The organism is Pseudomonas shiyinii, assembly GCF_056725765.1.
In genome coordinates this window covers 2,907,839-2,921,888 of the sequence record NZ_CM161522.1, presented here as the reverse complement: position 1 = coordinate 2,921,888, position 14,050 = coordinate 2,907,839, and the positions used below count along the sequence as shown (strand labels likewise).

The 14,050-nt window shown below is 63.9% G+C and carries 14 protein-coding genes; 3 read left to right on the top strand and 11 right to left on the bottom strand.

The features are described from left to right. Window positions 1-10 precede the first annotated feature (10 nt). Both ACXHGZ_RS13110 and ACXHGZ_RS13105 read left to right on the top strand, forming a co-directional pair. Complete coding sequence (locus ACXHGZ_RS13110; protein ID WP_480460208.1) at window positions 11-400, top strand: head completion/stabilization protein; 390 nt, start codon at window positions 11-13, stop codon at window positions 398-400. Further along, window positions 393-779 (top strand): putative holin, encoded by a 387-nt coding sequence (locus ACXHGZ_RS13105; RefSeq protein WP_480460207.1) that lies wholly within the window; start codon window positions 393-395, stop codon window positions 777-779. Before ACXHGZ_RS13110 ends, ACXHGZ_RS13105 begins: the two co-directional genes overlap by 8 nt. A gap of 1 nt (window position 780) precedes the next feature. On the opposite strand, the gene ACXHGZ_RS13100 is transcribed toward ACXHGZ_RS13105, so the two are convergent. Further along, window positions 781-1,182: a helix-turn-helix domain-containing protein gene (locus ACXHGZ_RS13100; RefSeq protein ID WP_480460206.1), complete on the bottom strand. Its 402-nt coding sequence runs from the start codon at window positions 1,180-1,182 to the stop codon at window positions 781-783. A gap of 493 nt (window positions 1,183-1,675) precedes the next feature. Between ACXHGZ_RS13100 and ACXHGZ_RS13095 the strand changes: the two genes are divergently transcribed. Next, on the top strand, window positions 1,676-1,966 hold the full coding sequence (locus ACXHGZ_RS13095; RefSeq protein ID WP_480460205.1) for an Ogr/Delta-like zinc finger protein: 291 nt from the start codon (window positions 1,676-1,678) through the stop codon (window positions 1,964-1,966). Between the two features lie 75 nt (window positions 1,967-2,041). Here ACXHGZ_RS13095 and nuoN read toward each other — a convergent pair whose 3' ends face one another. From nuoN to nuoE, 10 genes are all read right to left on the bottom strand, one after another. Beyond that, complete coding sequence (gene nuoN / locus ACXHGZ_RS13090; protein WP_084859178.1) at window positions 2,042-3,511, bottom strand: NADH-quinone oxidoreductase subunit NuoN; 1,470 nt, start codon at window positions 3,509-3,511, stop codon at window positions 2,042-2,044. A gap of 7 nt (window positions 3,512-3,518) precedes the next feature. Next, a complete protein-coding gene (nuoM, locus tag ACXHGZ_RS13085; protein ID WP_480460204.1) occupies window positions 3,519-5,051 on the bottom strand; it encodes an NADH-quinone oxidoreductase subunit M in 1,533 nt (510 codons plus the stop codon). Window positions 5,052-5,100: 49 nt separating this feature from the next. Further along, complete coding sequence (nuoL, locus tag ACXHGZ_RS13080; protein ID WP_480460203.1) at window positions 5,101-6,954, bottom strand: NADH-quinone oxidoreductase subunit L; 1,854 nt, start codon at window positions 6,952-6,954, stop codon at window positions 5,101-5,103. After that, window positions 6,951-7,259, bottom strand: coding sequence for an NADH-quinone oxidoreductase subunit NuoK (gene nuoK, locus ACXHGZ_RS13075; RefSeq protein WP_008096201.1), 309 nt, complete (start codon window positions 7,257-7,259; stop codon window positions 6,951-6,953). The genes nuoL and nuoK overlap by 4 nt, the downstream gene beginning before the upstream one ends. A gap of 3 nt (window positions 7,260-7,262) precedes the next feature. Further along, a complete protein-coding gene (gene nuoJ, locus ACXHGZ_RS13070) occupies window positions 7,263-7,763 on the bottom strand; it encodes an NADH-quinone oxidoreductase subunit J (RefSeq protein ID WP_224456246.1) in 501 nt (166 codons plus the stop codon). Window positions 7,764-7,773: 10 nt separating this feature from the next. Then, the gene (gene nuoI, locus ACXHGZ_RS13065; protein WP_016488223.1) at window positions 7,774-8,322 is read right to left on the bottom strand and encodes an NADH-quinone oxidoreductase subunit NuoI; all 549 of its coding nucleotides are present in this window, start codon (window positions 8,320-8,322) and stop codon (window positions 7,774-7,776) included. Between the two features lie 11 nt (window positions 8,323-8,333). Next, window positions 8,334-9,341, bottom strand: a complete 1,008-nt coding sequence (nuoH, locus tag ACXHGZ_RS13060) for an NADH-quinone oxidoreductase subunit NuoH (RefSeq protein ID WP_084859172.1) — start codon at window positions 9,339-9,341, stop codon at window positions 8,334-8,336. Further along, window positions 9,338-12,052 (bottom strand): NADH-quinone oxidoreductase subunit NuoG, encoded by a 2,715-nt coding sequence (gene nuoG / locus ACXHGZ_RS13055; RefSeq protein ID WP_480460202.1) that lies wholly within the window; start codon window positions 12,050-12,052, stop codon window positions 9,338-9,340. The genes nuoH and nuoG overlap by 4 nt, the downstream gene beginning before the upstream one ends. 124 nt (window positions 12,053-12,176) lie before the next feature. Next, window positions 12,177-13,556 (bottom strand): NADH-quinone oxidoreductase subunit NuoF, encoded by a 1,380-nt coding sequence (gene nuoF / locus ACXHGZ_RS13050; RefSeq protein ID WP_224456245.1) that lies wholly within the window; start codon window positions 13,554-13,556, stop codon window positions 12,177-12,179. Continuing rightward, the gene (gene nuoE / locus ACXHGZ_RS13045) at window positions 13,553-14,050 is read right to left on the bottom strand and encodes an NADH-quinone oxidoreductase subunit NuoE (RefSeq protein WP_480460201.1); all 498 of its coding nucleotides are present in this window, start codon (window positions 14,048-14,050) and stop codon (window positions 13,553-13,555) included. Before nuoE ends, nuoF begins: the two co-directional genes overlap by 4 nt.

Here is a 14,050-nt window from a genome sequence, read left to right as displayed (position 1 = left end):
GAGGCCGCCGATGAACAGCAACGCTTCAGCAACTACCGAGGACGATTCCCAACTCCAGGGTTCGCGCTACCTGGCTTGCCACGATCTGTTCTGGCCACGTATCGAACTGGATGTATTGCGTAACCGCCTGCACCTTCCACCTGAAATCAGCGATACACAACTGGAAGTCGCTGCCAGGGCATCCGTTGAACTGGCAGCGCAGGAATTCGCCCAATGGCGGCGGTGCCTGCGTGAGCGTGGCTACAGGCGGCTCATCGATGTCGCCCGGCACGACCAGGGCAGGGCGCTTTCGACCTGTTACCTGCGGCTGGTGGAAGCGGGTACCCGCAGCGCCTTGGCTCGCCATGTCACCGAGGTTGCTCTGGGCGCGCCATTACGCAAGGAGGTGTCCCATGAATGACATGTTAGAGACAGCCCTGCCGATCCTGGAGCACCTCCAGGAGGTTGGCGGGCCGACCAGCCTGGACCTCAATGCCATGTTCGGCGCGATGCTGGGGGCCTGGCTGGTCAGCAGCTCACGACGTCGACTAAGGCATTGGGGCATTCTGAGCAACGATGATCGGTTGAAGGTCTGGCAACGCATGGTCGCCCTGGCATTGGCAGGTGGCGTTGGCTACCTCTTCACGCCGTTCGTGCTGTCATTGGTGCCCTCCCTGTCCAGCGGTGTCGCCGCATTCGTCGCAGCCCTGGTTGTCATTCCCATCAGCATCAAGGTCATGCACTGGGTGGACCACGCGGACCTGCAGGACATCATCCGGCGCTGGCGCAAGGGAGGCTAGTTCAATGACTGTCGGGACGGCTTGCAAGCTCTTCAAGGCGACGTTCCAACTGATAGATCCGCAGCTTGTCCTGCACGGTCGCGCGAATGGTTTGCAGGTCCAGGTCGGACAGCTCCCTCAATTGCACGAGCAGGTCCGCCTCCCAGCCTGATGTCGAGGTCTCCGCCTGTGGGGCTGTGGGTGTTCGAGCCTGGTTGCCATCGCCCAACAATAACCAGTCCAGTGACAAATCATGTTGTTCGGCCAGTGCGACACACAGTGAATACGGGATGCGCCCACGCACTTTCCAACTGCTCAGGGTTTGCGGGCTGATCCCCAACGTTTTGGCAAGCTCGATGTCGGTTGTGCAACCAGCAATCAGCTTCAGTCGATTCAATATCGCAGCAATGCAGGTTTTACTCATTGTGAATACCATGGAAGAGTAGTGATAAGATTTGTAGGCAAAGGTATGCAATATGAATATATTGGCGATATCTCACTCAGCGTGGATGGCACGAAATATGGCTGCGATGAAAAGGACTACATATATTTGGGTATGCGCCTACGATAATTCCCACGCAAGATTATGGAGTGATCTGGCGCGATAAGCTAAGAGGGCAGGGCTGCCCGGCTCTGTTGTTGCGATGCGGAAGTATTACTCAATATGAGTATCGTGTGATGGCTGTTGTTTCACTGCGATCAACGTTCATCCCATTACATTGGCAGGATTCCACTCAGCATAGAATGGTAAGTAATATGAATTTGTTGAAAACACTTATAGGTGCATTGGCATATGCTTACTGCAACTGTCGAATTTCCTTACGAGGGCTGTGCGAGGCGCTAAGTATGAGTGTGCAGGGCTGCCTCAAGGTGCTCAGCGGTTCGAAGATTTCCCTGAAGGACGGCGGGAGGCTCCTATGAGTAGCTACAAACTGGTATGCCCGCATTGCAGCGGCAAGATGCGGATCCGAACCAGTGAAGGGCGTCACGTCTTTCTCCGGATCGCTTACCTGCAATGTGTCAACGAAGCCTGCGGTTGGTCGGTCCGCGCCCAGTTCGAGATGACCCATGAGTTGTCTCCCAGCGGCATGCCGAACCCGGATGTCCACCTTCCAAGTGCGGGCGGTGAGTTGCGCCGGGCAGCCAATAATCCGGGGCGGCCACGAAAGACCGCCCGCAGCGTTACGACTGCTTCCGGTGCGGCGTGATCGCCAGCGCACCGTAATAAGAACTCCAAAACAAAACACCCCGCATGAGCGGGGTGTTTTGTTTTGGGTGGGTGATCAGCCGATCAGTTGCAGGCCGGCTTGTTGCACCATTTCCAGCAGAGGCTGCGGGTACACACCCAAGACGAAGGCAAGAATCGCGATGGCCAGCAGCATGACGCCGCCGGTGCGCTGTTCCCACTTCAGCGGGGCGTCGTGGCGACGCAGGTTCGGTTCGACCAGGTACAGGGTGACCATGACGCGCAGGTAGTAATAGACGCCGATGGCGCTACCGATCACCAGGGCGCCGACCAACCACCACAGGTGCGATTCGACGCCGGTGGCGATGATGTAGAACTTGCCGATGAAGCCTGCGGTCAGCGGGATACCGGCCAGCGACAGCATCATCACGGTCAGCACCGCGGTCAGGTACGGACGGCGCCAGAACAGGCCGCGGTACTCGTACAGGGCGTCGGCGTCACGGCCGGCATAAGGCGAGGACATCAGGGTGATCACGCCGAAGGCGCCCAGGCTGGTGATCACGTAGGTGACCAGGTAGACACCGATGGCCTCGGTCGCCAGGCCCTTGCTCGCCACCAGGGCGATGACCAGGTAGCCGAAGTGGGCGATGGACGAGTAACCGAGCAGGCGCTTGAGGTTGCTCTGGGTCAGCGCCAGCAAGTTGCCGATGATGATCGAGGCGACGGCGATCACGGCCAGCACGGTGCTCAGCACTCCGCTGCTGGCAGCGGGGGAGAGCATGAACAGGCGCACGACCACGGCGAATACCGCGACCTTGCTGGCCGTGGCCAGGAAGGCGGCGACCGGCGCCGGAGCACCTTCGTACACGTCTGGGGTCCACAGATGGAAGGGTACCAGCGACAGCTTGAACGCCAGGCCGACCAGCATCATGCCCAGGCCCAGCTGGGCCAGCAGGCTTGGCATGCTGGTGCTGGCCAGGGCCTTGCCGATCTGGTCGAAGGTCAGGCTGCCGGCGTCGGCGTACAGCAGGGCCATGCCGAACAGCAGGAAGGCCGAGCCTGCGGCCGAGAGCACCATGTACTTGATGCCGGCTTCCAGCGAACGCTTGTTGAAGAAGGCGTACGCCACCAGGCCGTAGACGGGTACCGACAGCAGCTCCAGGCCGATGAACAGGCCGGCCAGGTGGTTGGCGCTGACCAGCACCAGGCCGCCCAGGGCAGACATCAGCAGCAGCAGGTACAGCTCTTCACGGTTGCCCGGGTAGCCCTTGGCACCTTCGCCCAGGTAGGCGTGGGCAAGGGTGACGCAGGCGAGCGTGGCCACCAGGATCAGGGCCATGTACAGGCAGGCGAACTTGTCGATGGTCACCAGCGAGGTGACCGCCAGCGGCGCGACCTTCAGTGCCGGGAGGATCGACAGCAGGGCCAGGTTCAGGCCCACGGTGGACAGCAGGAAGGTCTGCGAGTGATTGCGCTTCCAGGCGATCGCCAGCATCACCACCACCGTGGTCACGGTGGTGATGAGCATCGGCGCCAATGCGATGAAGTGTTGAGTGGTGAATTCCATAGCGCTCTTACCGGGCCGAAGCGAGTTGAGTGAAAGCGGAACCGAGCCACTGCTGCACACCGCTCATGGTGGCGGCAGAGGTGTCCAGGAACGGCTGCGGGTACACGCCCAGCAGGATCAGCAGGCCCGCCAGGCCCAGGACCATGATCAGCTCGCGACCGTCCATGCCGGCCAGGACGGTATCGGCCTTGGCCGGGCCGAAGTAGGCGCGGTGGATCATGATCAGCGAGTAGACCGAACCGAAGACCAGGCCAGTGGTGGCGATCACGGTGATCCACGGTACGCTGGCGAAGCTGCCGATCAGGATCAGGAACTCGCCCACGAAGTTGCCGGTACCCGGCAGGCCCAGCGATGCAGCAGCGAAGAACAGGCTGATCGCCGGCAGGTAGGCGATGCGGTGCCACAGGCCGCCCATCTGGCGCATGTCACGGGTGTGCAGGCGCTCGTACAGCTGGCCGGCCAGGATGAACAGCGCGGCGGCCGACAGGCCGTGGGCCAGCATCTGGATCACGGCGCCTTGCAGGGCCTGCTGGCTGCCGGAGTAGATGCCGATCAGTACGAAGCCCATATGCGAAACGCTGGAGAATGCGACCAGGCGCTTGATGTCGGTTTGCGCAAAGGCCAGGAAGGCACCATAGAAGATGCCGATCAGGCCCAGGGTCATGGCGATTGGCGCGAACTCGGCCGAGGCGTTCGGGAACAGCGGCAGGGCGAAGCGCAGCAGGCCGTAGGCCGCAGTCTTCAGCAGAATACCTGCCAGGTCCACGGAGCCTGCGGTCGGTGCCTGGGCGTGAGCGTCAGGCAGCCAGGAGTGGAACGGCACCACCGGCAGCTTCACCGCGAAGGCGATGAAGAAGCCCAGCATCAGCAGGAACTCGGTGCCGGCTGGCAGCTCGGCCTTGAGCAGGTCGCTGTAGTTGAAGGTGATGACGCCGGTGGCGTTGTAGTTCACCAGCACCAGGCCAAGGATCGCCACCAGCATGATCAGGCCGCTGGCCTGGGTGAAGATGAAGAACTTGGTCGCGGCGTAGATCCGGGTCTTCTTGCCATCCGCGGAGCTGTGACCCCAGAGCGCGATGAGGAAGTACATCGGCACCAGCATCATTTCCCAGAAGAAGAAGAACAGGAACAGGTCCAGGGCCAGGAACACACCGACCACGCCACCGAGAATCCACATCAGGTTGAGGTGGAAGAAGCCGACGTGGCGCTGGATCTCTTTCCAGGAACACAGGACCGACAGCACACCCAGCAGGCCGGTGAGCAGGATCATCAGCAGCGACAGGCCATCGAGGGCCAGGTGGATGCTGATGCCGAAGCGCTTGATCCACTCGACCTTGTATTCGAGGGTCCAGGCAGGTTCGGCGCCCGGGGCCGGGGCCAGGGTGTAGTCGCCGTTACCCCACAGCCACAGGCCGATGCCGAGCAGCAGGGACATGGTCAGCAGCGCGATCCAGCGGGGCAGGGTGGTGCCGAAGCGCTCACCCAGCCAGCACAGGAGGCCGCCGATGAAGGGAATCAGGATCAGCCAAGGCAGAATCATGACGGGTTCGTTTCCTTTCGCAGAGTCGCAAGGTTCGCAAGGTTCATAGTCATACCGCCGCCACTACCACGGCGCCCAGTACCAGTACGGCACCCACGGCGATGGAGGCTGTGTACCAACGCAGCTGGCCGGTCTCGGTCTTGCTCATGGCGACGTGACCGCCGCGAGCCATCCGAGGAATCAGGCCGATGCTGCGGTCAACCGGGTCCTTGCGCAGGAGGTGGCTGATCAGCAGGTAAGGTTTGACGAACAGCTTGTCGTAGATCCAGTCGAAGCCCCAGGCAGCGAACCACCAGGCCGACAGGACGCGGCCGATGCCGCTGTTTGCGATGGCCGTGACCAGGGTACGCTTGCCCAGGAACAGCACCGCGGCCAACAGGATACCGGCGATGGCGATGGCACCGGAGACGATTTCCAGCGAGTGCTGGGCTTCGCCACCGGCATGGCCGACGCTCTGCGGCAGCACACCTGCCAGCGGTGGGTGGATCCAGGCGCCGACGAAGGTCGACAGCACGATCAGCACGCCCAGCGGCAGCCAGTGGGAAATCCCGTGACCGGCATGGGCCTCGGTCTTCGCTTCGCCGTGGAAGGCGATGAAGATCAGGCGGAAGGTGTACAGCGAGGTCATGAACGCACCGACCAGGCCAGCGTACAGCAGGCCGGTGTGGCCGCTGGCGAAGGCTTCCCAGAGGATCTCGTCCTTGGAATAGAAGCCGGCGGTCAGGATCGGCAGGGCGGCCAGGGCGGCGCCACCGACCACGAAGCTGGCGTAGGCCAGCGGCAGCTTCTTCCACAGCCCGCCCATCTTGAAGATGTTCTGCTCGTGGTGGCAGGCGACGATCACCGCACCGGAGGCAAGGAACAGCAGGGCCTTGAAGAAGGCGTGGGTCATCAGGTGGAAGATCGCGCCTTCCCAGGCACCGACGCCCAGGGCCAGGAACATGTAGCCGATCTGGCTCATGGTCGAGTAGGCGAGGATACGCTTGATGTCGGTCTGCACCAGCGCGGCGAAACCGGCCAGGACCAGGGTCACACCACCGACGATGCCTACCAGGTGCAGGATGTCCGGCGCCAGCAGGAACAGGCCATGGGTACGGGCGATCAGGTAGACGCCCGCGGTCACCATGGTGGCGGCGTGGATCAGCGCGGAGACCGGAGTCGGGCCGGCCATTGCGTCGGCCAGCCAGGTCTGCAGCGGCAGCTGGGCCGATTTACCGACCGCACCACCGAGCAGCATCAGGGTGGCCAGGATCATCCAGGTGTCGCCAGCCTGGAATTTCTGCGGTGCCAGCACCAGCAGTTCCTGCACGTTCAGCGTACCGAGCTGGGCGAACAGGATGAACAGGCCGATGGCCATGAACACGTCGCCGATACGGGTGACGATGAAGGCCTTCAGTGCCGCGTTACCGTTGTTGCGGTTGCTGTAGTAGAAACCGATCAACAGGTACGAGCACAGGCCCACGCCTTCCCAGCCGAAGTAGATGAACAGCAGGTTGTCGCCCAGCACCAGGAACAGCATGCTGGCGATGAACAGGTTGGTGTACGAGAAGAAGCGCGAGTAACCGGCTTCGCCGCGCATGTACCAGGAAGCGAACAGGTGGATCAGGAAGCCCACACCGGTGACCACGCCGAGCATGGTGACCGACAGGCCGTCCAGGTAAAGGGTGAAGTTCGGCGCGAAGCCGTCCACCGACATCCACTGCCACAGCAGCTGGCTGTACGCGCCACCTTCAGGCGGCGCGACATTGAACTGCCAGATCACGTAGGCGGCCACGGCGGCCGAGAGGCCGACAGAGCCGACGCCGATCAGCGCGGACAGGTTCTCCGAGAACCGCCCGCGGGAGAACGACAGCAGCAGGAAGCCGATCAGGGGGAAGACGAAAGTCAGGAAGAGAAGGTTCATCCGCGCATCTCACTGGCAGCATCGATGTCGAGAGTGTGGAAGCGGCGATACAGCTGCAGCAGGATCGCCAGGCCAATGCTGGCCTCGGCGGCTGCCAGGCTGATCACCAGAATGAACATCACCTGGCCGTCGGGTTGGACCCAACGGGCACCGGCGACGATGAACGCCAGGGCAGAGGCGTTCATCATGACTTCCAGGCTCATGAGTACGAAGAGGATGTTGCGGCGGACCATCAGGCCGACCAGACCGAGGCAGAACAGAATACCGGCGACTGCCAGACCGTGCTCGAGAGGGATAGCACCCATGATTTACTCCTTCGCCTCGTTGCGGCCCAGGTGGAAGGCCGTGACGGCTGCGGCGAGCAGCAGCATCGAGGCCAGTTCGACCACCAGCAGGTACGGGCCGAACAGGCTGATGCCCACGGCCTTGGCATCCACGGTGGTACCGCTGATGGCTGCGCCGCTTGGCTCGGCGAACAGCACGTAGAGCAGCTCGAGCAGCAGCAGGGCAGCCAGGACCACAGGCCCCGCCCAGATGCCTGGCTTGAGCCAGCCACGTTCCTGGGCGACCGAGGCCGGCCCGAGGTTGAGCATCATCACCACGAAGACGAACAGCACCATGATGGCGCCGGCATAGGCGATCACTTCCAGGGCGCCGGCGAACGGCGCACCCAGGGAGAAGAAGATCATCGCCACGGAGATCAGGGAAATGATCAGGTAGAGCAGGGCGTGCACGGGGTTGGTGCCGGTCACCACCCGAAGGGTGGAGACCACGGCGATCCCGGATGCGAAGTAGAAAGCGAATTCCATCTTTCTGTCCTTATGGGAGCAAGCTCTTCACGTTGATCGGCTCGGCCTCGTTCTGCGCAGCGCCTTTCGGCTTGCCAGCGATCGCCATACCCGCAACACGGTAGAAGTTGTAGTCAGGGTTCTTGCCGGGGCCGGAGATCAGGAGGTCTTCCTTCTCGTACACCAGGTCCTGACGCTTGAACTCGGCCATTTCGAAATCCGGAGTCAGCTGGATCGCGGTGGTCGGGCACGCTTCCTCGCACAGGCCGCAGAAGATGCAGCGCGAGAAGTTGATGCGGAAGAACTCCGGGTACCAGCGGCCGTCCTCGGTCTCGGCCTTCTGCAGCGAGATGCAGCCAACCGGGCAGGCCACCGCGCAGAGGTTGCAGGCCACGCAGCGCTCTTCGCCGTCGGGGTCTCGAGTCAGGACGATGCGGCCGCGATAGCGCGGCGGCAGGTACACGGGCTCTTCGGGGTATTGCAGGGTGTCGCGCTTGCGGAACCCGTGGGAGAACACCATGGCCAGGCTGCGCAGCTGGGTGCCGGTGCCCTTAACGATGTCGCCGATATACTTGAACATGGGTCAAATCCTCACTGGGCCGCGACGGCTGGCGTGTTGTAGAGCACGATCGCAGCGGTCACCAGCAAATTGATCAGGGTCAGCGGCAGGCAGAACTTCCAGCTGAAGTCCATCACCTGGTCATAGCGTGGGCGCGGGATCGAAGCGCGCAGCAGGATGAACAGCATGATGAAGAACGCGGTCTTGAGGGCGAACCACAGGAACGGAACCTGTGGCAGCAGGCCGAACGGGCCGTGCCAGCCGCCGAAGAACAGGGTCACCAGCAGCGCCGAGATCAGGATGATGCCGATGTACTCACCGACGAAGAACATGCCCCATTTCATGCCGGCATATTCGATGTGGTAGCCGTCGGCCAGTTCCTGTTCCGCTTCCGGCTGGTCGAACGGGTGACGGTGGGTCACGGCGACGCCAGCGATGAAGAAGGTGCAGAAGCCGAAGAACTGCGGAATGATGAACCACAGGTTCTGCGCCTGGTAGTCGACGATGTCGCGCATGTTGAACGAGCCGGCCTGAACCACCACGCCCATCAGCGCAAGGCCCAGGAACACTTCGTACGACACGGTCTGGGCCGAGGCACGCAGGCTGCCGAGCAGGGCGTACTTGTTGTTCGACGACCAGCCGGCGAACAGCACGGCGTACACCGACAGACCCGCCATGGCGAAGAAGAACAACAGGCCGATGTTCAGGTCCGCCACGCCCCACAATGGGGTGATCGGGATGATCACGAAGGCGATCAGCAGGGCGCTCATGGCCACCACCGGTGCCAGGGTGAAGATCATGCGATCGACGAAGGGCGGGTTCCAGTCTTCCTTGAAGAACATCTTCAGCATGTCGGCAGCGATCTGGAACATGCCGAACGGGCCGACACGGTTCGGACCGTAGCGGTCCTGCCACCAGCCCAGCAGGCGGCGCTCGACGAAGCTGAGCAGCGCGCCGCAGACCACCACCGCCAGCAGGACCACGATGGCCCGGACGACGGTGAGGATCACATCGATCACTTCGGGGGTGAACCAGCTCATTGTGCTGCCTCCTGCAGGCCTTCGACGGATGCGCCAAAGATGGCTGGCGGAATACCGGCCAGGCCTTTCGGCAGGGCGACCAGGCCTGCGCCCAGCTGTTCATTGATGCGCAGCGGCAGGCGCAGCGACACGCCGGCCACGTTCAGGCTCAGCAGGGCACCGTCGTTGACGCCCAGGCGGTCGGCCTCGGACTTGGCCAGGGCCACGTAGGCGGCCGGGATGCGCTCTTGTACCGGGGCTGCACGGGAGGAGGATTCCTCGCTGCCGAACAGGTGGTAGAACGGCACGGCAGTCCAGGTACCGCGGGCCGGGTTGAAGGCGCCCGGGATGGCAGTGAACCAGTTCAGGCGATCGCCCTGCGACTCGATCAGGCGTACACCCGGGTCGCCGGCGCGCAGGTGGCCACCGACCTCGTCCTGGAACTTGTTCCAGGCCTGGGGCGAGTTCCAGCCCGGGGACCAGGCGAACGGAACCTGCTGGCGCGGCTCGGCGCTGCCCGAGTAGCCTTCCATGGAGAAGGCGAAGGCGGTGTCCTTGTCCTGCGGGGTGCGCGGCTCGTGCACGCTGATGTTGGCGCGCATGGCGGTGCGGCCGGAGTAGCGCAGCGGTTCACGCGCCAGCTTCAGGCCCTTGATGCGGAACGCAGCGCTTGGCGCGGCATTGACGATGCCGGCGAGCTGCGGTGCGGCCTCGGCGCAGGCGCTGGTGACCTGGTCGAGCTGGGTCCAGTCGACCGGCTTGTTCAGCAGGGTGGCACGCAGGGCGTGCATCCAGCGCCAGCCTTCGTGGACCAGAATGCTGCTGTCCAGGTACTGCGGGTCGAACACCTGGAAGAAGCGCTGGGCACGGCCTTCCTGGCTGACCAGGGTGCCGTCGCCTTCGGCGAAGGTGGCGGCCGGCAGCACCAGGTGGGCGCGGTCGACGGTCGGGGTCTTGGAGTGGTCGGCGACGATCACTACTTTGGCCGCAGCCAGGGCTGCGTCGACCTTGGCGGCCGGTACGCGGGCGTACAGGTCGTTCTCCAGCACCACGATGGCGTCGGCTTTGCCGCTGATGACGGCGTCCAGCGCGGCGTCGACGGACTCACCGCCCATCATGGCCATGCCGAGGCTGTTGGCCTCAGGCACGACCAGGCTCAGCGAGCCGTTCTTCTCGCGCAGCTTCAGGGCCTTGGCGATGTTGGCGGCGGCTTCGATCAGTGCAGGGTCGGCCAGGGAAGTACCGGCGACCACCAATGGGCGGTTGGCGGCGACCAGGGCGTCGGCGATGCGCTGGGCCAGGGCCTTGGCTTCGTCGTCCAGGCCGGCAACGGCAGGCGCGCTCGGGTCGATGGCGTGGGCCACGGCGAAGCCCAGGCGGGCGAGGTCGGCAGGGGCGGCGTGCACGCACTCCTCGGCGACGTCGTCCAGCTTGGTTTCAGCCAGGCTGGCGATGAACAGCGGATACAGCGCGTGCTGGCCGATGTTCTTCACCGCGGCGTCGAGCCAGGGCTGTACGCGCATGGCGTCGGCCATGGCCTCGGCCTTGCCCTTGGTGGCCTGGCGCACGGCCAGGGCGACGCGGGCGGCGGTCTGGGTCAGGTCTTCACCGAGCACGAACACGGCGTCGTGGTCTTCGATGTCGCGCAGGGTCGGGACCGGCAGCGGGCTGTTGTTCAGCACGTCCAGTACCAGGCGTACGCGGGCCAGCTCGCCGGCTTCCATACCCGAGTAGAAGTAATCGGCGCCGACCAGCTCGCGCAGGCCGTAGTTGCTCTCGAGGCTCGCGCGCGGCGAGCCGATGCCGACGATGGTACGGCCGCGCAGCAGGTCGGCGGCCTTGTCCAGGGCAGCATCCAGGCCCAGCTTGGTGCCATCGGCCAGATGTGGCTGGCGCGGGCGGTCGGTGCGGTTGACGTAGCCATAGCCGAAGCGGCCGCGGTCGCACAGGAAATACTGGTTGACCGAACCGTTGAAGCGGTTCTCGACGCGGCGCAGTTCGCCGTAGCGCTCACCGGGGCTGATGTTGCAGCCGCTGGAGCAGCCATGGCAGATGCTCGGGGCGAACTGCATGTCCCACTTGCGGTTGTAGCGCTCGGAGTGAGTCTTGTCGGTGAACACACCGGTCGGGCAGACCTCGGTCAGGTTGCCGGAGAATTCGCTCTCCAGCACGCCATCCTCGACGCGACCGAAGTACACGTTGTCGTGGGCACCATAGACACCCAGGTCGGTGCCGCCGGCGTAGTCCTTGTAGTAGCGCACGCAGCGGTAGCAGGCGATGCAGCGGTTCATCTCGTGAGCGATGAACGGGCCGAGGTCCTGGTTCTGGTGGGTACGCTTGGTGAAACGGTAGCGGCGCTCGTTGTGGCCGGTCATTACCGTCATGTCCTGCAAGTGGCAGTGGCCGCCTTCCTCGCACACCGGGCAGTCGTGCGGGTGGTTGGTCATCAGCCATTCGACGACGCTGGCGCGGAACGCCTTGGACTCTTCATCGTCGATGGAGATCCAGGTGCCGTCGGAGGCAGGGGTCATGCAGGACATGACGATACGACCACGGGTGTCGTTCTCGTCGGTGTATTGCTTGACCGCACATTGCCGGCAGGCGCCGACGCTACCGAGCGCCGGATGCCAGCAGAAATAGGGGATGTCGAGGCCGAGCGACAGACAGGCCTGTAACAGGTTGTCTGCACCGTTGACTTCGAGCGCTTTGCCGTCTACGTGGATAGTGGCCATGGTTCAAAGTTCTTCGTTGGCCCGCGTGAGCGGGCGTGGCTAATGGAAATCGGTGTGCCTGCGGCTCGCGCCTGGGCGAGCCTGCTGGCGGGCGGATGGCATGGGCCATCCGCGATTCATCTTGTTATGCGCCGACCACGACCGGCCCGGCCGGGATAGGCTTTGCCAGGTTCGGGCGCAGGGCGTCGCCAGCCGCGGCTGGGGCGACACCGGCCTCGAATTCCGAGCGGAAGTACTTGATGGCGCTGCCCAGTGGCTCCACGGCGCCCGGTGCGTGGGCACAGAAGGTGCGGCCTGGGCCGAGGAAGTTGACCAGACCCAGCAGGGTCTCGATGTCTTCGGCGCGGCCCTGGCCTTTCTCCAAGGCGCGCAGCATTTTCACGCTCCAGGGCAGGCCGTCGCGGCAGGGGGTGCACCAGCCGCAGGACTCACGGGCGAAGAACTCTTCCATGTTGCGCAGCAGCGAGACCATGTTGACGCTGTCGTCGACCGCCATGGCCAGGCCTGTACCCATACGGGTGCCGACCTTGGCGATGCCACCGGCGTACATCTGCGCATCCAGGTGCTCAGGCAGCAGGAAGCCGGTACCGGCGCCGCCAGGCTGCCAGCACTTGAGCTTGTAGCCGTCGCGCATGCCGCCGGCGTAGTCCTCGAACAGCTCGCGGGCAGTGACGCCGAACGGCAGTTCCCACAGGCCCGGGTTCTTCACCTTGCCGGAGAAGCCCATCAGCTTGGTGCCGTGGTCCTCGCTGCCTTCGCGGGCGAGCGACTTGTACCAGTCGTTGCCGTTGGCGACGATGGCCGGGACGTTGCACAGGGTTTCGACGTTGTTCACACAGGTCGGCTTGCCCCACACGCCGACGGCGGCAGGGAAGGGCGGCTTGGAGCGCGGGTTGGCGCGGCGGCCTTCCAGGGAGTTGATCAGTGCGGTTTCTTCACCGCAGATGTAGCGCCCGGCACCGGTGTGCACGAACAACTCGAAGTCAAAGCCGCTGCCGAGGATGTTCTTGCCCAGAAGGCCCGCGGCCTTGGCTTCCTCGATGGCGCGGTTGAGGTGCTTCGCCGCGGTGGTGTATTCGCCACGCAGGAAGATGTAGCCGCGGTAGGCCTTCAGGGCGCGGGCGCTGATCAGCATGCCCTCGACCAGCAGATGGGGCTGTTGCTCCATCAGCATGCGGTCCTTCCAGGTGTTGGGCTCCATCTCGTCCGCGTTGCACAGCAGGTAGCGGATGTTCAGGGACTCGTCCTTGGGCATCAGGCCCCACTTCACGCCAGTGGGGAAGCCTGCGCCGCCACGGCCTTTGAGGCCGGAGTCCTTGACGCTCTGCACGATGTCGTCCGCGGACATCTGCGCCAGCGCCTTGCGGGCGGCGGCATAGCCGTTCTTGGCCTGGTATTCCTCGAGCCAGATCGGCTCGCCATCGTCTCGCAGGCGCCAGGTCAGCGGGTGGGTTTCAGCCGAACGCGCGATGCGGTTGGCCGGGCCGAAGGAAGTGATGGTCATACGTAGCCCTCCAGCAATTTGGCAACGCCGGCGGGCTGCACGTCGCCAAAGGTGTCGTCGTCGATCATCAGGGCCGGAGCCTTGTCGCAGTTGCCCAGGCAGCACACCGGCAGCAGGGTGAAACGCCCGTCGGGCGTGGTCTGGCCCAGGCCGATGCCCAGCTCGCTCTGGATCTGGCTGACCACCGACTCGTGGCCGCCGATGTAGCAGACCATGCTGTCGCAGACACGGATGATGTGGCGGCCGACCGGCTGGCGGAAGATCTGGCTGTAGAAGGTGGCCACACCTTCGACATCGCTGGCCGGGATGCCGAGCACTTCGCCGATGGCATAGATGGCGCCGTCCGGCACCCAGCCACGCTCCTTCTGGACGATCTTCAAGGCCTCGATGGACGCCGCGCGCGGGTCCTCGTAGTGGTGCATCTCGTGCTCGATGGCCGAGCGCTCGGTTTCGCTCAGGACGAAACGGTCGGTTTGGATAAGCGTGCTGTTCAT